Genomic DNA, 18513 nt, shown 5'->3' with positions numbered 1-18513 from the left:
GTATGTTTAAAAAGCCTCTGACGGGGCTCTTTTTATCGTAGAGTAAAACAAACTATATGGCAAACGAAATAGGGAGTGAAGTAAATAATTATTCAGCCGATAACATCCAGGTTCTTGAGGGTTTAGAGGCCGTACGTAAACGTCCGGCCATGTACATTGGTGATACTGGTTTTAAAGGAGTTCACCATTTGATTTGGGAAGTAGTTGACAACTCCATTGATGAAGCAATGGCCGGCTACTGTGACACTATCAACGTTACGATTGAAGAAGATAATTCCGTTACCGTTCAGGATAATGGCCGCGGGATTCCAACCGGCCTTATGGCAAAGGAAAAGAAATCAGCACTTGAAGTAGTTTTAACGGTACTTCACGCGGGTGGTAAATTCGATAAAGATACTTATAAGGTTTCCGGAGGTTTGCACGGTGTGGGTGTTTCATGCGTCAACGCACTTTCAATACACTTACGTGCAGAAATTCACAGGGAAGGAAAGATATTTGAGCAGGAGTATAGCGAAGGGAAACCTTTGTACCCTGTACGTGTAATCGGAGAATCTGAAAAAACGGGAACGTTTATCCATTTCAAACCGGATGCAACGATTTTTACTGTTACCGAATATAAATACGAAACTGTTGCAACCAGGCTTCGTGAACTTTCCTTTTTGAACAAAGGAATCCGCATCACGTTGCAAGATAAGCGTGAGCAGGATGAAAACGGTGTGAACCGTGGAGAGGAATTTCACTCGGAAATTGGTCTTAACGAATTTGTACTTTACCTTGAAGGTACGCGCCAGGCATTAATTCCTGAACCGATCTACATGGAGAACACCAAAGGAACGGTGCCTGTGGAAATCGCGATGATGTACAATACTTCATACGGAGAAAATGTTTTCTCTTATGTGAACAACATCAATACGGTTGAAGGTGGTACACACGTTCAGGGTTTCAGGGCTGCTTTGACTAGAACGCTTAAAAACTATGCGGACAAGTTGGGTGTGCTGGCGAAAGAGAAAATTGAGATTAGCGGAGATGATTTTCGTGAAGGCCTGACAGCCGTAATATCGGTGAAAGTTCAGGAACCGCAGTTTGAGGGTCAGACAAAGACAAAACTTGGTAATTCAGAAGTGGTAAGTGTTGTAAGTCAGGTAGTAGCAGAAATGCTTGATACTTATCTTGCCGAACACCCAAAGGAAGCCAGGACGATCATTGAAAAAGTTATTCTTGCGGCAAAAGCACGTATCGCTGCCAAAAAGGCACGTGAGATGGTTCAGCGTAAGAATATTTTAACAGGTTCGGGATTGCCGGGGAAACTTTCTGACTGTTCGGAAACGGATCCTGCGATTTGCGAATTGTACCTTGTCGAAGGGGATTCGGCCGGTGGAACTGCAAAGCAAGGCCGTAACCGTGCATTTCAGGCAATTTTGCCATTGAGAGGTAAGATTCTTAATGTTGAAAAAGCACAGGAATACCGGATTTATGAAAATGAAGAGATCAAGAATATGTTCACCGCAATGGGTGTGCAGATCGGAAAAGACGGTGACGAAAGAGCTTTGAATATTGACAAACTTCGTTATCACAAGATCGTAATTATGACGGATGCGGATATTGACGGTAGTCACATTCGTACGCTGATCCTTACTTTCTTCTTCCGTTATATGAAGATTTTGATTGACAATGGTTATATCTACATTGCTCAGCCGCCGTTATATCTGGTTAAAAAAGGAAAAGAGGAAAGATATTGCTGGACAGAGCAGCAGCGCGAAGAAGCAGTGAAAGCGATCGGTAATGGCCGTGAAGATCTGGTAAATATTCAGCGCTATAAAGGTTTGGGTGAAATGAACGCCGAACAATTATGGAGCACAACGATGAATCCTGACGGCAGAAGTCTTAAACAGGTTTCTATTGAATCAGCAGCAGAGGCAGATCATTTGTTCTCCATGTTGATGGGAGATGAAGTTGGCCCACGCCGTGATTTCATTGAAAAGAATGCAAAATATGCCCGTGTAGACGTGTAACGGTTAGCACTCGTCGAAAATTATTAAAACGGATGGCTGACTATGTTCAGTCGTCCGTTTTTTTTAGGTCAAAAAATTAACAAAAACTTCATCAAGCAAGAAACAATACTTAATCAGATTCGTTGCATTTTGTGCTTCACGATTGTACGGATCGTTCTAATTTTTAAACATTATGCCTGACCATACCGATTCCATAACCAACCAGGAGAGAAAGGGGAGACTTTCAAGCTTATTTTCCTACTTCAAAAACCCAAAAGAAACAGCCATGGACGACACAAAATTGGTAAGTCCCGCAGAAAAGGTGAATACTTTGGTTCAACAAAGTGACTTCATCAGCAGAGATTTGAGCTGGCTTAAATTCAACGACCGGGTATTGGATCAGGCGACAAATGAGGAAAGAAATCTTTTTGACAGAATGAAATTTCTGGCGATTACTTCTTCCAATCTGGATGAATTTTTTACAATTCGTCTCGGAAGTTTATATAATTATCTTGACTTCGGGAAAGAACGTGTGGATTATTCCGGTTTGCGTGAAATTCCTTTCAGGAAAATGCTGATGAAGGAATTGCAGGAATATGTACGCCTGCAAAGTGAATGTTACACCAATCTTCTGCCGCAGTTTGCAAAACATGGCTTCCGGATTATCGGAATGGAAGATCTGGCAAAAGAGGAAACTGCTGATATTGAACAATATTTTGAGCGTACGGTTTATCCGATGCTTACACCTATGTTGTTTGATTATACCCATGCTTTCCCGGTTTTGCTGGCAAAAGTTTTGATTTTAGGTGTCATTACTCAGGTCAAAGGTTCTACGTCAGAGGAAGACAAAAAGCTGTCTTTTGTTCAGCTTCCATTAAATCTTCCAAGATTTTATGTTATTGAACGTGAGGAAGAAATTTTGTTTTTGCCGATAGAAAAAATTGTAAGAGCGCATATTTATAAATTGTATCGTAACGTCGATATCGTATCCACAAATCTTTTCAGACTGATCCGTAACGGTGATTTTTCTTTGGAAGAAAGTGATGATATGGAATCGGATTTTATTGATGAGATCAAACAAAAAATAAAAAACCGTCGTCTTGGCCGGGTCGTTTGTGTTGCGATTGAACCCGATGCCAATCCTGATTTGCTCAACCTGATCAAAAAACGTTGGGAAATTGATGACTATAACGTTTTCAAAGAAGAAGGAATTATAGATTATACTTGTCTTTGGGCGATTGTCCGTCATCCTGAATTCAAGGATCAGATTCCACCAATACATCCGCCAGTACCGCCTTTGGGATTGGAAAGAGAAAGAATAGTTGATGTTTTTGAGGCGATGAGAGAAAAAGATATTCTTTTACATCATCCTTATAACAATTTCGAACCGGTCCTCCAATTGCTGGAACAGGCTGCGGAAGATCCAAAAGTGCTTTCGATCAAACTTACGATTTATCGTCTGGCGAAAAATTCAAGGGTTACAGAAGCCTTACTTCATGCAGCAGAAAACGGAAAACACGTAGCCGTTCTGTTTGAAGTAAAAGCGCGGTTTGACGAAGAAAATAATATCAAGGAAGCACAGCGTTTACAAAAAGCGGGTTGTTTCGTGATTTATGGTATTGGTCAGTTGAAAACGCATACAAAGCTTCTTTTAATCGTTCGTAATGAAGGAAACCGGGTACTTCGTTATGCGCATTTATCGAGTGGAAATTACAATGAAGATACTTCAAGATTATATACTGATACTGGATTACTTACAACTAACGAGGAATACACCCAGGATATTTCCGAGTTCTTTAATGTAATCACCGGGCATTCGAGCCCAACGGAATATCAGAATCTGATCACAGCACCGCGTTATATGCGGAAGAAGCTGATCGAACTGATTCAGAAAGAGGCGGAAAATGCAAAAGCGGGTTTACCTTGCGGGATTTGTATCAAAATAAATTCACTTGAAGACAAAGAGACTATTGAGGAGCTATATGCTGCTTCAAAAGCTGGCGTTCCGATTCGTCTGATTGTTCGCGGTATGTGCTGTTTACGTCCAAGAAGAGTAGGACTGAGCGAAAATATTTCTGTTCGATCTCTTGTTGGTGATTTCCTTGAGCATTCAAGAATATTTTATTTCCATCAAAACGGAGATCCTTTGGTTTATGGAGGTAGTGCTGATGCAATGGTCCGCAGTTTTGACCGTCGTATTGAATCATTATTCAAACTGGTTGATATCCGTGTGAAGCAGGAAGCGATTCATATTCTGTATTTCAGCTTGCTCGATAACGTCAATGCTTACGAAATGCAGGAAGACGGGACTTACATCAAATGTCTGGAACCGAATGAGGAGCCTTTAAATATTCATAAAGCGTTTTTTAATGTTACTTTGGAAGATGTTTTAAAGGTTAAACTTTTTGTGCCGGATCAAAAACCGGCAGATACGATTGAAGAAGATCAGGCAAAACAGCAATTGGCAGAACCTGCGGAAGAGAAAGCAGCAGAATAAAACTAAGAAATAATAAAAAGCCGGTTGGGATATCCAATCGGCTTTTTTTGTTTTATTCTTTAAAAAATATCCTTTTTACTCTTTCGCCGATTCCGGTCAGTAATTCATAGGGAATTGTGTTGATCCGTTTTGCCAGATCCGTTATTGGCATTTCTTTTCCAAAAACAATCACTTCATCACCTTCTTCCGCCTGAGCATTGGTGACATCAATCATCGTCATATCCATACACACATTTCCTATGGTAGGACAAAGTGTTCCGTTCACCCAAAATTCCCCGATACCATTTCCCAATCCCCTGTCATAGCCATCGGCATAACCGATTGCTAATGTTGCTATAGCAGAATCGTGATCGATGAGGCCGCGTCTGCTATATCCAACCGTTTCTCCGGCTGATAAATATTTAATTTGAGAAATAACCGTTTTCAAAGTTCCGGCCGATTGTAGAAAATGCTGCTGCTGGCCTGTTGCTTCTACACCATATAATCCAATTCCCAGGCGTACCATATCCAATTTAAACTCTGGAAAACGGACAATTCCTGCTGAATTTAAAATGTGCTTGGTTATTGTATATCCTAATGCGTTCTCAATCAATGATGAACCTTTGACAAAACGTTCATATTGTTGATGAGAGAAATTATTATGTACGCCTTCATCAGCACCGACGAGATGACTAAAAATTGTTGAAACATGTATATCCGGATTTTCTATAAGCTGCTGCGAAAGCCATTCGTAATCATCTTCTACAAAACCTAAACGGTGCATACCGGTATCCAGTTTTAAGTGAACAGAGGGCATGTCGGAAGGAGTATTTTTATTTTTGACATAGGCAATCCAGTCACCCAGAATCCTGCGACTGTAAATTTCAGGTTCCAGATGGTATTGCCAAAGTGTATCAAAAGTAGGCGCAGTTGGATTCATGACCATAATGGGCAACGTGATTCCGCTTTGACGTAATGATACTCCTTCGTCTGCATAAGCAACGCCCAGATAATCCACGCGATGATATTGTAGCAAACTTGCTACTTCCGAACTTCCGCTTCCATAAGCAAAAGCTTTCACCATCACCATAATCTTTGTTTCAGAACCTGCTTTTGCCCGGTAAAAATTAAGGTTATGGGTTAGCGCGTCCAGATTTATTTCCAGCACAGTACCATGGACTTTTTGCTGAAGGCGGTGAACAATTTTTTCAAATGAAAATGTTCTGGCACCTTTTACCAATATCAAACTGTCATGTAGAGAATTGAAAGGAAATGACGTCAGGAATGTATCAGTATTTGGATAAAAATCCTTTTCGGTAGTATCAAACTGAATAATCTGGCGGCACATTTCCGGGCCAATACCGATCAGTTTGTCGATTTTTTTCTCCCTTAATAATTGGGCAATAATTCCATACAGCTCTGCCGGTGTTTGTCCTGATTGTAAAACGTCAGACAAAATTACTGTCCTGTGGCTACGTTGTTCTTGTTGCGACATGAAATTTAAAGCCATTGTAAGGCCTTGAAGATCATTGTTATACGTATCATCAATAACATAACAATTATTGATTCCTTCTTTTAATTCAAGTCGCATGGATACCGGGCGAAGTATTAAAATCCTCTCCTGAATAACAGAAGCCGGTAAGCTAAAATCAAGGAGAAATAAGATACAATGCGTCAGATTTTCCAGTGAAGCATCGTCTCGAAAACCTGTTTCAAAACGATTATTCCCAAACAGACCGCTTAGCGTTATAACTGTTTTATCTTTTTGTAAATCGTAAGAAACTGTAACATCAGCACCAGGCTGAATTCCCCAGCTGATCGTTTTCAAAAACGGATTTACCGGTTTCAATATCAGCTTTATTTCTTCATCAACTTCTGTATAATCTTTACAATAAATCAGTTTTTTGACCTTTGTAAAAAGACGAAGTTTTTCCGTGATTTTTTGTTTTCTGCTACGGAAACCGTCATCATGAGCGGAACCAATATTGGTGAAAATACCAATGGTTGGTTTGATAACAGGTTGAAGATATTCCATTTCATGTGCGCGGGAAACTCCGGCTTCAAAAATGGCCAAGGTATGTTCTTTCTTTAAATTCCAGACCGAAAGCGGAACGCCGATTTGTGAATTATAACTTTTCGGACTGGCAATAACGCGTTGCCCCGGTGCTGTCAGTTGAGAAAGCCATTCTTTAACAATGGTTTTTCCATTACTTCCGGCAATTCCTAAAACAGGAATATTAAACTGATTACGATGCTCAGTAACTATTTTTTGTAAGGCGCGAACACTGGAAAATACTGTCCAGACTTTCGCATCATGCCAGGAATTTATTTCAGTTTTGAGCGCATCGGTTAGTGATGCATCTTCAACGACAAATTCCCGGACTCCTTTTTCGTAAAGGTCTGAGAGAAATTGATGCCCGTCGTGGCGCTCACCTTTGATTGCAAAAAAAATGCTTTTTCCGGGAAAGGATAATTGGCGGCTATCGGTAAGCAGATAACTTGCCTGGGTTTGTATGGATGCAGTTGTATTTTCAGTCAGAATCATTCCAATCATATTTGCAAAGTGCAAAGGTATTAAAGAATGATGTTTTTGTATGGTTATTTATAAATATGAACGGAATATCTGCGATTCACGGGTTAGATCCATCTTCTTTTTCTAAAATAGATCAGCATCCCAATGGTCACAATAACCATTACGCCCCAGGTATAGTAATAGCCATGCGGACTTTTCAGCTCGGGCATATTTTCAAAATTCATACCATAAACCCCAACGATAAAAGTCAGCGGCATGAAGATCGCCGAGAAAATGGTCAGCGTTTTCATAACGGCATTCATACGGTTGCTAATCGTCGAAAGATGCACATCGGCAAGACTTGCCAGTAATTCGCGATAGGAATCGATGGTATCAACGGCCTGCATGATGTGATCGTAAAGGTCCCGGTAGTACGGAACCACATCTTTGCTGATCAAAGGATTGTCTTCCCGGATCAGCTGATTAATCATATCACGCAAAGGCCAGATCGCCCTTCTTACAAATGTCAATTCCCGTTTTAATGCATACAGATCATTTAAAGATTGGTTTTTAGATCCGCTGATTACACTTTCTTCAACCGAATCAAGCTTTTCTCCAAACTTTTCCAGCACAAAAAAGTAATTATCAACGATCACATCCATTAAAGCAAAAACCAGATAATCAGTCCCGTTTCTGCGTGTTTTTCCAACCGATGCTTTAAGTCTGTCAATAACCGGTTTGAAAATGTCTTCTTTTCTTTCTTCCTGAAAAGAAATCAGATAATCTGTTCCGGCTACAAAACTTACATGTTCCGATGAAATTTCAAGCGGCTCTTCCGACTCCACATGAAGCATTTTCAACGTCAGAAATATATAGCCAGTATCATAAACTTCCAGTTTTGGCTTATGTTCGGTATTGACAATATCTTCGAGAATCAATGGATGGAGATGATACAGATTTCCGATTTTTCCAACCAGGGAAGTTTCATGAATTCCATCTACATCCAGCCAGGTAATATGAGGTTCCAGATTCTGGCTAACACCGCATTCGGCAAGGCTCGTGACAGCATCGTCTTTGTAGAAATCGGCATTATATTGCAGTTTTCTGACTTTGGTTTTTAACTCAATATCGGGGCCAATGTACGTAAGTGTACCAGGAGATGTTAACAAATTTTCCCGCTTCTGACGATGCTTTCTCTTAGACATTCGAATCTGAACTGACGATATTACCTGAGTGGATAGTAAATATAAAGTATTCCGGTTTTATTCTGCAAGGTGATAAATAAGCAGAGGAACATGTGTGTCCACCACCAGTTTTCTTGTCACACTTGGATTGATAAGAAACTCTTCAATAAATGAACGTTCACGCGTTGACATAATCAACAGATCTGCGCTCACTTCATCACAATAGGCCTCGATTCCATCTAAAACACTCTTATCGTCACGGTAAACAACGGTATTAATACTTTGCGGAAACTCTGCTTTTATTTCATCAAGATATTGATTGTCGGACTGAATATTTGGCTGATGTTCAGCATTTACTTTTAACAAAGTCAAATTACTTCCCAGATGATTCATCAGCACATATACTTCTTTGAGAATATCGTTTTCTGAATATTCGAGCTGCGTTGCATAAACCACTTTTGCGAATTTCTTTGGCTCAGCTTGGGGTGGAATTATTAATACCGGACAATGAGAATGAAGCGCAATATGCGTAGCGGAACTGCCGATTAATTTGTCCAGAAATCCACCTGTTCCGGTTCTTCCGGTAACAATCAGGTCTGGTTTATTTTCAGCAACAGCATCTTCAATAGCCGATTGTATACCACTTACAGCCCAGATTGATTTAGTTTTATAACCTTCTGCCGAAATTTTGGCAACATATTCATCAAGCTGATGACGGAAATTATTTTCAAGATCTACGCCAACATAGGAATAATCCGGTGAACCGATTCCTGGTAAAACGCTGCCAGGCATTACACTTACATCCGGAATATAAGGTTGGTAAGCATGTAAAATAATCAACTCAGTACTTTCTTTATCTGCCATAAGTTTTGCTGCGCTTAACGCACGGTCAGCATTTTCAGAAAAATCGATGGGAATCAAAATCTTGTTCATAATCGTAGCGGTTTACAGGCTTTCTAGTTGGACGCCAAGTTAACTTAATAGTTCTTATAACGTATGAACAGAGTGTAAAGAATGGTGCCAATCGACTATGACTTTGCTCATTATTATTCGTATTTGCGCCAAATTCCAAGAATAAAGCCTGTAATACAATAAATGATCACACGCACACCGCCGTCGATCAGTGAAAGTTCCAGAGATCTTTTTGAAAACATATCTTTTACGATAATTTCAAAAAGCACGAAAACAATTCCAAAAAGCAGACCGATTAAAAAACCGATATAACCGGATTTTACAGGAATTTTAGTGAAAACCCAGCCAAGGGTATAAGCCATAAAGGCGGAGGAGACGATGCTTGCCAGATAAGGGACCGAACTGTTGGCGGAGTCCATAGCAGGTTTCTCAAAACCGTTCAGCGTTGTCCATTGCTCTGCAAAAAGGTAATACCATAAAGCGGGAATAATTTGTCCGATCACCACACATACAAGCACGGCCCAAAGATTGACGGATTGTTTTCTCATAAGCAGAGTATTTTTCGGTCATCAAAAGGAAATTTCAATCAAGAATTTGGGTCGGAGCGTTTACGTGCTTATTAGGTTAACGGTTTTAGAAAGTCAATATTTCTTTTTAAACCATCATACTTTGTGCGCTTCAGGGGCGAGCGTCTGAAAAGCTCGCGGAAAACTTGTTCGGTAATTTCTTCCCAGTCATTTTTTGAAAATCCGCTTAGCTCCTGAGAAAGAGAGAACTCCGGTATTTTGGAAGTCTGTGAAAAGCGGTTCCACGGGCAAACATCCTGGCAAATATCGCAACCGAAAATCCAGTTATTAAATTTTCCTTTTACATCATCCGGAATGGCATCTTTCAGTTCGATTGTATAGTAGCTGATGCATTTACTGCCATCCACAACATAAGGTTCTGTGATGGCATCGGTAGGGCAAGCATCAACACAGCGCGTGCAGGTTCCGCAATAATCTTTAACAGCACCGTCGTAGGCTAGCTTTAAATCACAGATTATTTCTCCTATAAAAAAGAAACTTCCCATATCGCGATTTAATAAATTGGAATGGCGGCCAACCCAACCCAATCCGCTTTTTGCTGCCCAGGCCTTGTCCATAACAGGGGCTGAATCAACAAAAATCCGGCCGCTTATTTCTCCGATTTCTTCCTGGATTGCTTCAAGTAGTAATTTCAGTTTATCTTTTAAAATAAAATGATAATCCTCTCCGTAGGCATATTTGGAAATTTTTAGATCTTCCGGACCTTCGGGAAGTTTTTCAGCAGGGTAATAATTTAATAGTACAGAGATCACACATTCCGCTCCGTCGACGAGTTTTCTGGGATCAAGGCGTTTGTCAAAGTGATTAGCCATATAACCCATGGCTCCATTTTGCTGACGGTTTAACCAGTTTTCCAGTCGTGGTGCTTCTGCTTCCAGAAATTCAGCTTTGGAAATACCGCAGAAATCGAAACCAATTTCGGCTGCTTTCGATTTGATAAATTGGCTGCGTTCCTTTCGTACGAGATCTTCTGTGGTCATGATACAAAGTTACGAAATGCCTTGGGAATGTCATCTTGTCAGTTTTTTATCGCTGGCAAAGTAATTTAGTATACTTCCGTTAATGATTTTATCAGGAAAGCGTGGGTAAATTATGCCGAAAAATACAGAGTCAATATAGATAAGGATATGGAAAACCAAATAAACGACGAAGCCGGAGATATGAATACTGACAATGTGGTAAATAATGATGAAAATTTCGCTGAAAATGGCTTGCCAATGGACAATGCTGGTGAAGTTATTGGTGAGGTTGAAGTGACAGATCCGGCAGAGGCGCATAAAACAGAAGTTGCAGAACTGAAAGATAAATATTTACGTCTTTATGCTGATTTTGAAAACTTCCGCAGACGTACGGCAAAAGAAAAACTTGAAATGCTTTCCGTGGCAAGTGCAGATGTGATCAAGGCAGTACTTCCAATCGTGGATGATTTTGAACGTGCCAAAGTTTCTTTTGATTCTTCAACGGAAATTGAAGCTTTGAAGGAAGGTGTTGATCTTATCTATACCAAACTTTACAAAGCACTTGAAGCAAAGGGCTTGAAACCGATGCAGTCAAAAGGGGAAGTTTTTGATGCAGAACTTCATGAATCAATCGCGCAGTTCCCTGCTCCTTCGGAGGATTTGAAAGGTAAAGTAATTGATGAAATTGAAAAAGGATATTTATTGAATGATAAAGTAATTCGCTACGCCAAGGTTATCGTTGGTGCGTGAAATAATGATAAATAAATAATGTTAATGTATGATTTGAATCATCCATTATGAATTTTTTGCGATGGTGAAAGACTCCATACATTACTCATTGAAAACTTAAAATGGCAAAGAAAAGAGATTATTACGAAGTTCTTGGAGTGGATCGTGGCGCGGCTGCGGATGAGATCAAGAAGGCTTACCGCAAGCTGGCAATAAAGTTTCACCCGGATAAAAACCCGGAAGATCCCACAGCGGAAGATAAATTTAAAGAAGCTGCCGAGGCTTACAGCATCCTGAGTGATGATAACAAACGTGCTCGATACGATCAATACGGACATGTGGGTAATGGAGGTGCGGGAGCTGGTGCAGGCGGATTTGGAGGCGGTGGATTTTCCATGGACGATATATTCTCTCAGTTTGGTGATATTTTTGGCGGTGGCGAAAGTCCTTTTGGAGATATTTTCGGACGTAGCGGCGGAGGTGGCGGACGTCGGGTTCGTCGTGGTTCTGATTTGAGAATTAAGTTGAAACTTAACCTTGAAGAAGTTGCCAACGGCGTAGAGAAAAAAATAAAAGTAAAACGTCACGTTAGCTGTAATACTTGCGGAGGAAACGGTGCTAAAAATGGTACTTCACTGACAACTTGTACAGGCTGTAACGGTACGGGCCAGGTGCGTAAAGTAGTTAGTACGATGTTGGGACAAATGGTTTCAACAAGTACCTGTCCGCAATGTAACGGTGACGGAAAAATCATCAGTGAGCGTTGCGATACTTGCGCTGGTGAAGGAAGATTATTACAGGATGATCTGATTACGTTGAATATTCCTGGCGGTGTTGCAGAAGGTATGCAGCTTTCAATGTCAGGTAAAGGGAATGTTCCTTCGAGGGGCGGCGTTGCCGGAGATTTGCTGATCGTGATCGAAGAAGAAGAAGATGCAAACCTGAAACGTGACGGAAATAATATCGTTTTTGATATGCACATGAGTTTCGTTGATGCAGCTTTGGGAACTTCCACAGAAATCCCTACGATTGACGGAAAAGCACGTATTACAATCGAACCAGGAACACAGGCTGGTAAAATTCTTCGCCTGAAAGGAAAAGGAATTAAAGATTTGAATGGTTACGGAAAAGGAGATCAGCTGGTACATATCAGCGTGTGGACGCCTCAGCAATTATCTTCCGATGAGCGTGAAACTTTGGAATCTTTAAGAAATTCTCCAAATTTTCAGCCGAAACCAGGTAAAAATGAAAAAGGATTTTTTGATAAAATGAAAGATTTCTTTCATTGATCAATTTTGAAAAAATATAAAAGCGAGCCGGTTCAGTGATGAGTTGGCTCGCTTTATTTTTGTCTGATTGTTTAATATAAATGTAATGACAATAAATATTTATACTTCCTTTCGGGAATTATCTTTGCCAGAAGAATCAACAAGAAAATTATGAATCATAAATTTTTAAAAGTATCGGTGGCGGCACTCGCCATGTTTTGTTCCATCATGAACCTTGAAGCACAAACCACACCAAAGGAATTAACTTTTGCGACCTATAATGTAAGTATGGAGTCGGAGAATTATGTTAAAAAGGGAACTCCCGATCTTTCAGAAAAAGTACTTATTAATGAACTGGCATCAGGAAATAATCAACAGATAAAAAACATTGCAAAAATAATCCAGACTGTGCGTCCGGACGTGATTTTACTGAATGAGTTTGATTACATTAAAGATCCGAATCAGGGTGTTTTGCAATTTATCAAAGGCTACCTCGGAAAAGATCAGGATGGTTCAAAGGCAATCGATTATCCTTACTATTATTACGGAACAGTTAATACCGGTCAGCCGAGTCCTTACGATTTGGATAATAACGGAATAGCCGGGAAGTTTGGAGCGGATGCCTGGGGTTTTGGCTTGTATCCGGGGCAGTACGCGATGATGTTGATTTCAAGATATCCGATTGATCTTGGAAAAGTAAGAACTTTCCAGAATTTTAAGTGGAAAGATATGCCGGGTGCTTTGAAAACGGTAAAAGCAGATGGCAGCGATTGGTATGCTCCGGAAGCCTGGGCAAGTTTCCCTTTATCATCTAAATCACATTGGGATGTTCCTGTGAAAGTGGGGAATAAAACGATTCATTTTTTGGCCAGCCACCCAACGCCGCCTTCATTTGACGGTGCAGAGGATAGAAATGGAAAAAGAAATCACGACGAGATCAGGTTTTGGAAAGACTATATCAGTGATTCAGGTAATCAATATATTTATGATGATAAAGGTGTTCACGGTGGCTTAGCTGCAAATTCGTCCTTTGTTATTTTGGGCGATCAAAACGCTTCTCCGGATGAAGGAAACGCCATTGGAGAAGGTATCAGGTCGTTGTTAGCCCATCCTAAACTAATAAATGAAAACGCTCCTCAAAGTAAGGGCGGCGCTGAACATTCAGCAAATAATCCATTTTCGAAGAATCATACAGCATTCTGGCGCATGCGTGCTGATTACGTTTTACCATCCCGAAATGGATTTAAAATAATAGATAGTGGTGTTTTTTGGCCTGCAAAAGGAGAGCCCATGTTTGATCTCGTCGAGAAAAGAGAATCAAGCTCAGACCACAGACTGGTTTGGGTGAAGGTAAAACTGGATTAGTAGAAAAAATGGGATTAGTAAAAGGAGCTTCGGCTCCTTTTTTTATTGTATAACGGCAACCGAATCTTCAAGAATTTCCAGATTATAGAGATGGTCAGAATCAGCATCGATTTTTCCTGAAAATTTTCCGAAATTTATATTCCATTTCTTTAATGTACCGAGTGCTATCAATTTATAACTTCCTTTTGAGGAATTTTTATCGATATCGTACGTAAGTCTGATCGGAAGGTTATCGGGAATATTGGTGATGAAAACAGAGTCAATAAGCCTGGTTCTCGTTGTGTCTTCCTCCTGAAGAAATACTGTTAAGCGGTTTATCTTTGTCGTGGATTTATTGGTTACTAAAAATTGGACCGTAGTATTTGAAGGAGCTGAATCGCTGCATGCGGACAGCCCGAATGCAAAGAGGATACAAAAAGTAGAAATCAATAAGGTACGCATACTCTGTTTTAACAATAATTCAGGGATAATCCGGAAGCAAAAAAATACATTCGGAACTATTCACAGTTTAATACTAAAAGAGGAGGCCTTTGATTTAAGGTACAATATCGAACAATTATTCGAATAACGCTTAACATTTAAGCACTATCCGAGTAATATTTACATTGCTATTCCTGAGTTTTTTTCAAGAACTTTTTTTTTCTTCAACTTTAAAAACATACCCAGGCTTATTCGCAGATAACTGGCCACATGTCTGTCTTCAACCTGAGAAAAAATTGTTGGAAATTCCTTGCTGAATTTCATAAACAAATCATCCTCAGTCAGGGTGTAAAGATCCTGCATTCTTTTTTCAAAACGGCTCAGCCGTCTTTCCAGAATTTTGCCGGATACTTTTTCAAGGTCAGGATTTAGAAGCATAAGTACCTGGAAATCTTTTTTGCTGATACCATATAGCTTCACATCCGTACATGTTTCCACATAATCCATTGACAGTTCATCATCAATAAAATTTGCCGAAGTCATGATGCAGTCACCGGCAAGATCGAAACCGTGCGTCCATTCCTGGTCATGATGACGGTAAAAGTTCCGGGTAATACCTTCTGCAATGAAATAAACCATTTCCTGAGGGCGATCAGGAGAAATTAAAATAGTGCCCTGCTTGAATTCAGCTATAACAAGTTTTTGGAGAACTGCATTGTAAGTTCTCTCACTTATAATATTGTAGTTACAAAGTAACGCGAAAATTTTGTGCATACGTTGGCATGAAAAATAATACTTTTCAAGAAATACCCGTTGCTGATTTTCATACCGTTGATCTTAAAATTACTCATTTTTACAGAAAAGAAATAGTATTTCTTTTTAAGGCTTTAAAAAAAAACGGGAGCCATAAAGATAGCTCCCGTTTTCTTTGATCAGATTATCTTACTGAGCCGGATTTCCGTACATATTAAAAGCCGCCAGATGTTTCTGGAAAATAGCTTCATATTTTTTGGCAGCAACTTCCTGTTTAGCTTCCTTACATTCGTGAACAATTGTTTGCAGAATATATAAATCTACTTGGCTGTCACGACGTTTAGTCGTAGGATTTTCTCTTGACCATGTAAGGTTTTCATCTGAACGATTAGCCATTACGTCAGCAATTTCAAGCGCTTTTTTAGTCTCTCCCAGGTCAAAAAGTGTACCGATGAAATTCGAAGAAATCTGATCGTAAGGTATACTTTTGTCTGGCATTACTGATAATGCTTTGTCCATAGCCTTTTTAGCTTCTCCTGTTTTGCCATCTGCAATAAGTTGACCGGCAAGTCGTAGGAAAGCAATACGGGCTGTAAAAATTGGTGAACCAAGATAGGTATTGTCATAATACGTTTTCGGGTTGTCCAGATCCCGCCAGAACATTTTGTTCATCAGATTTTGGTACATGATGTCTGAATTTACATAGCCATCAGAAGCACCCGGAACTTTTACAGGTAACAGACGATAAGCATAACCTTCCAACTGCATATATTCTTTCAGGTTAAGATAGCTCGATCCCCCTAATGTTGAAGAAAAGTAAATCGGTCTTTTCCAGTCATTGGTAGCAATCATGTCAAGCATCATTAGATCCGATTTGTACAAATCTCCCTTCCCAACTGTCCAGCTAATAGAATCACTCAGATATGGTAAAAGGTCACTTTTGATGATATTCATTTTCTTAACCGCTTCAACATCCACTGGTAGGAAAAGAATTGATGAAGGCAAAATCGAAGTCATATCGCCACTGGTAAGCGGTACCTGAATGGCTTTATTTTCCTGTTTTACTAATCCCATATATTCCTTCAGATTAATACCATTTTTAACGCTTGGTATTTCATAAAAAGGAACGATATCGTTTTTACCAAAAGCATAGTTGTTTTTATCCAGGGAAATCGGAAGCGCCTCTGAAAGGTACGTTTTACGTTTCATCTGATCAATGTACCAGTCGGTGCCTAACAAACTAAGGTTACAAACACGAACGTCGGTCCTGAATCCTTCCACTTCCTGAACGTACCAGAGCGGGAAAGTATCGTTATCACCACCTGTAAATAAAATTGCATTTGGCGCGCAGGAATTCAGAAGGTTTTTTGCAAAATCAACAGAATGGTAACGATGGTCACGGTTGTGATTATCCCATCCTTTTGCTCCCATAATAATAGGAACGATCAAACTAAATCCGGTTGCAACGCCGGCACGGGTTACTGAATTTTTGACAATTTTATTCAATCCGTCCGCAAATGCAATAACCCCGATTCCGATCCACATACAGAAGATGTAGAATGAACCTACGTAAATATAATCCCGCTCACGAGGCTCGGTAGGAGGGGAATTCAGGTAAATTACAAGCGCAACACCGGTTAATAAAAATAACAATCCAAGAACCAGTAAATCGCGCTGACGACGGAAATACATGATCACCACACCAAAAAGTCCCAGGATAAAAGGCAGCATGAAGAAATTGTCATGTGCCTTGTTATTTTCAATAATCGATGGAAATTTTTTGAACGCATCCCATGGCAAAAGATTTCCTGCGCCTTCTTCGTCACTTTCACGGCCAACGAAATTCCATAGGAAATAACGCCAGTACATGTGCCCGATCTGGTATGAGAACATAAACGAAAGATTGTGCGCCATGGTCGGTTTTTGTCCTTCGGCCAATCCTGTCATTTGTTGATATAGCTGCGGGTGACCTGCCTGCGTGCTATACATACGAGGCAAAAGCATACTGCTGCCTGGTTCGTATTCGTATTCAGGGCGGTAATCGTAGATTGAATATTTTCCAGCTTCTTTGCGGTACATAGGCGCTCCGCGTTTCTGGCTTGTTGGGCGGGATACAAAAGATGGTCCATATAATAAGGGACGGCTCCCGTATTGCTCTCTTTTCAAATAAGAAACGAAACTAAGAACGTCATTAGGATTATTTTCATTGATCGGCGGATTGTATTCTGCACGTACCAAAACCATCAGGTAACAGGCATAACCAACCAGAATAAAAGCAAGTGACAAAAGGCCGGTATTCAATAATACCTTCGCTTTTTTCTGAGAATAAATAATCCCCCAGACCAATGAGCCAAGGAAAATAACAATAAAAAATATTACACCAGATTTAAACGGAAGGCCAAGTGAGTTGACGAAAAATATCTCGAATTTCCCGGCAATACTAGGAAGCCCGGGAATAATACCTGAGTTAATAATGGCAAGGATTACCAAACCGCCAATAAAAGCGATAACACCCCCAAAAATTCCTGGTTTAGGATATTTTTTGAAATAATAAACCAACGCAAGTGCTGGAATGGTAACAAGGTTAAGCAAATGGACTCCAATAGAAAGTCCAACCAGATACGCTGTAAATATCAGCCAACGATTTTCAGCAGCGGGATCTTCGATGCGTTCCCATTTGAAAACAGCCCAGATTACAATCGCTGTAAAGAATGACGACATACCGTAAACTTCCGCTTCAACGGCTGAGAACCAGAATGAATCAGACCAGGTATAGGCCAAAGCACCTACGACTCCCGCACCCATTAAAAGCAAAATATCTCCCTGAGTTAATTCGTCGTCTGTTTTTCCAATTATTTTGCGGGCTAAAAGCGTGATTGTCCAAAACAGGAAAAGGATAGTGAAAGCGCTGCTGAGCACCGAAACCATATTGACCCAGTAAGCGACATTGGAAAGATCACCGAAAGCAAACATGGAAAAAATTCTTCCTATCAAAAGGAAAAAGGGAGCTCCCGGAGGGTGAGGAACCTGTAACTTAAATGCACAGGCAATAAATTCGCCGCAATCCCAAAAACTGGCCGTTCGTTCAACGGTAAGTGCGTATGTAAGAAATGCGATGGCGAAAACAATCCAACCCGTAAGGTTGTTGGAACGGTTGAAACGGGTCATTATAATAGTTTATGGTTATGAGTTTACAGGTAATTATGGAATTTTTATGGCGGTTTTATCCAGCCGCATTTCTCCAAAAAATAGCTGCATATTTAATCGGTGCCTCAAAATTAGCAAAATAACCTCAACGGCAAGGGTTAAGAGATCTTAAAAAGTGTTAAAGGATTTGTTTATAACAATTTTTGAGAA

The 18513-nt window shown here is 40.1% G+C and carries 13 protein-coding genes; 5 read left to right on the top strand and 8 right to left on the bottom strand.

Translation table 11 applies throughout. The features are described 5' to 3' along the window. The first annotated feature begins 56 nt into the window (after positions 1-56). Positions 57-2012, top strand: a complete 1956-nt coding sequence (gyrB, locus tag FZF08_RS16805; RefSeq protein ID WP_159470820.1) for a DNA topoisomerase (ATP-hydrolyzing) subunit B — start codon at positions 57-59, stop codon at positions 2010-2012. Positions 2013-2184: 172 nt separating this feature from the next. Beyond that, complete coding sequence (ppk1, locus tag FZF08_RS16800; RefSeq protein ID WP_159470818.1) at positions 2185-4488, top strand: polyphosphate kinase 1; 2304 nt, start codon at positions 2185-2187, stop codon at positions 4486-4488. A 52-nt stretch (positions 4489-4540) separates the two neighbouring features. On the opposite strand, the gene FZF08_RS16795 is transcribed toward ppk1, so the two are convergent. From FZF08_RS16795 to queG, 5 genes are all read right to left on the bottom strand, one after another. Further along, complete coding sequence (locus FZF08_RS16795; RefSeq protein ID WP_159470816.1) at positions 4541-7012, bottom strand: bifunctional UDP-N-acetylmuramoyl-tripeptide:D-alanyl-D-alanine ligase/alanine racemase; 2472 nt, start codon at positions 7010-7012, stop codon at positions 4541-4543. A gap of 92 nt (positions 7013-7104) precedes the next feature. Then, positions 7105-8184 carry a magnesium/cobalt transporter CorA gene (gene corA, locus FZF08_RS16790; RefSeq protein WP_159470814.1) on the bottom strand — a complete coding sequence of 360 codons (1080 nt, stop codon included), beginning with the start codon at positions 8182-8184 and terminating at the stop codon, positions 7105-7107. Between the two features lie 57 nt (positions 8185-8241). Beyond that, positions 8242-9096 carry a universal stress protein gene (locus tag FZF08_RS16785; RefSeq protein WP_159470812.1) on the bottom strand — a complete coding sequence of 285 codons (855 nt, stop codon included), beginning with the start codon at positions 9094-9096 and terminating at the stop codon, positions 8242-8244. A gap of 113 nt (positions 9097-9209) precedes the next feature. Beyond that, a complete protein-coding gene (locus FZF08_RS16780; RefSeq protein WP_159470810.1) occupies positions 9210-9623 on the bottom strand; it encodes a DUF1761 domain-containing protein in 414 nt (137 codons plus the stop codon). Between the two features lie 71 nt (positions 9624-9694). Beyond that, a complete protein-coding gene (queG, locus tag FZF08_RS16775; protein WP_159470808.1) occupies positions 9695-10642 on the bottom strand; it encodes a tRNA epoxyqueuosine(34) reductase QueG in 948 nt (315 codons plus the stop codon). A 147-nt stretch (positions 10643-10789) separates the two neighbouring features. Here queG and FZF08_RS16770 point away from each other — a divergent pair, with 147 nt between their 5' ends. The 3 genes from FZF08_RS16770 (at position 10790) to FZF08_RS16760 (ending at position 13983) form a co-directional block, all read left to right on the top strand. Next, positions 10790-11371: a nucleotide exchange factor GrpE gene (locus tag FZF08_RS16770; protein ID WP_159470803.1), complete on the top strand. Its 582-nt coding sequence runs from the start codon at positions 10790-10792 to the stop codon at positions 11369-11371. A 101-nt stretch (positions 11372-11472) separates the two neighbouring features. Next, positions 11473-12639: a molecular chaperone DnaJ gene (dnaJ, locus tag FZF08_RS16765; protein ID WP_159470801.1), complete on the top strand. Its 1167-nt coding sequence runs from the start codon at positions 11473-11475 to the stop codon at positions 12637-12639. A gap of 150 nt (positions 12640-12789) precedes the next feature. Next, positions 12790-13983, top strand: a complete 1194-nt coding sequence (locus tag FZF08_RS16760; RefSeq protein WP_159470799.1) for an endonuclease/exonuclease/phosphatase family protein — start codon at positions 12790-12792, stop codon at positions 13981-13983. A gap of 42 nt (positions 13984-14025) precedes the next feature. On the opposite strand, the gene FZF08_RS16755 is transcribed toward FZF08_RS16760, so the two are convergent. From FZF08_RS16755 to FZF08_RS16745, 3 genes are all read right to left on the bottom strand, one after another. Further along, positions 14026-14424 carry a hypothetical protein gene (locus tag FZF08_RS16755; RefSeq protein ID WP_159470797.1) on the bottom strand — a complete coding sequence of 133 codons (399 nt, stop codon included), beginning with the start codon at positions 14422-14424 and terminating at the stop codon, positions 14026-14028. 159 nt (positions 14425-14583) lie between these two features. After that, complete coding sequence (locus tag FZF08_RS16750) at positions 14584-15177, bottom strand: Crp/Fnr family transcriptional regulator (RefSeq protein ID WP_159470795.1); 594 nt, start codon at positions 15175-15177, stop codon at positions 14584-14586. Between the two features lie 168 nt (positions 15178-15345). Then, positions 15346-18324, bottom strand: a complete 2979-nt coding sequence (locus tag FZF08_RS16745; protein WP_159470793.1) for a DUF2723 domain-containing protein — start codon at positions 18322-18324, stop codon at positions 15346-15348. Between the last annotated feature and the right edge of the window lie 189 nt (positions 18325-18513).

It is taken from the genome of Dyadobacter sp. 3J3 (assembly GCF_009801115.1).
Taxonomy (GTDB): domain Bacteria; phylum Bacteroidota; class Bacteroidia; order Cytophagales; family Spirosomataceae; genus Dyadobacter.
Note: the sequence above shows the minus strand (reverse complement) of the source record. Positions and strands in the feature narration are given on the sequence as shown.

Bases quoted from the DNA above. Each gene is read 5' to 3' on its own strand.
- gyrB (WP_159470820.1), top strand. From the start codon at position 57: ATGGCAAACGAAATAGGGAGTGAAGTAAATAATTATTCAGCCGATAAC.
- ppk1 (WP_159470818.1), top strand. From the start codon at position 2,185: ATGCCTGACCATACCGATTCCATAACCAACCAGGAGAGAAAGGGGAGA.
- FZF08_RS16795 (WP_159470816.1), bottom strand. From the start codon at position 7,012: ATGATTCTGACTGAAAATACAACTGCATCCATACAAACCCAGGCAAGT.
- corA (WP_159470814.1), bottom strand. From the start codon at position 8,184: ATGTCTAAGAGAAAGCATCGTCAGAAGCGGGAAAATTTGTTAACATCT.
- FZF08_RS16785 (WP_159470812.1), bottom strand. From the start codon at position 9,096: ATGAACAAGATTTTGATTCCCATCGATTTTTCTGAAAATGCTGACCGT.
- FZF08_RS16780 (WP_159470810.1), bottom strand. From the start codon at position 9,623: ATGAGAAAACAATCCGTCAATCTTTGGGCCGTGCTTGTATGTGTGGTG.
- queG (WP_159470808.1), bottom strand. From the start codon at position 10,642: ATGACCACAGAAGATCTCGTACGAAAGGAACGCAGCCAATTTATCAAA.
- FZF08_RS16770 (WP_159470803.1), top strand. From the start codon at position 10,790: ATGGAAAACCAAATAAACGACGAAGCCGGAGATATGAATACTGACAAT.
- dnaJ (WP_159470801.1), top strand. From the start codon at position 11,473: ATGGCAAAGAAAAGAGATTATTACGAAGTTCTTGGAGTGGATCGTGGC.
- FZF08_RS16760 (WP_159470799.1), top strand. From the start codon at position 12,790: ATGAATCATAAATTTTTAAAAGTATCGGTGGCGGCACTCGCCATGTTT.
- FZF08_RS16755 (WP_159470797.1), bottom strand. From the start codon at position 14,424: ATGCGTACCTTATTGATTTCTACTTTTTGTATCCTCTTTGCATTCGGG.
- FZF08_RS16750 (WP_159470795.1), bottom strand. From the start codon at position 15,177: ATGCACAAAATTTTCGCGTTACTTTGTAACTACAATATTATAAGTGAG.
- FZF08_RS16745 (WP_159470793.1), bottom strand. From the start codon at position 18,324: ATGACCCGTTTCAACCGTTCCAACAACCTTACGGGTTGGATTGTTTTC.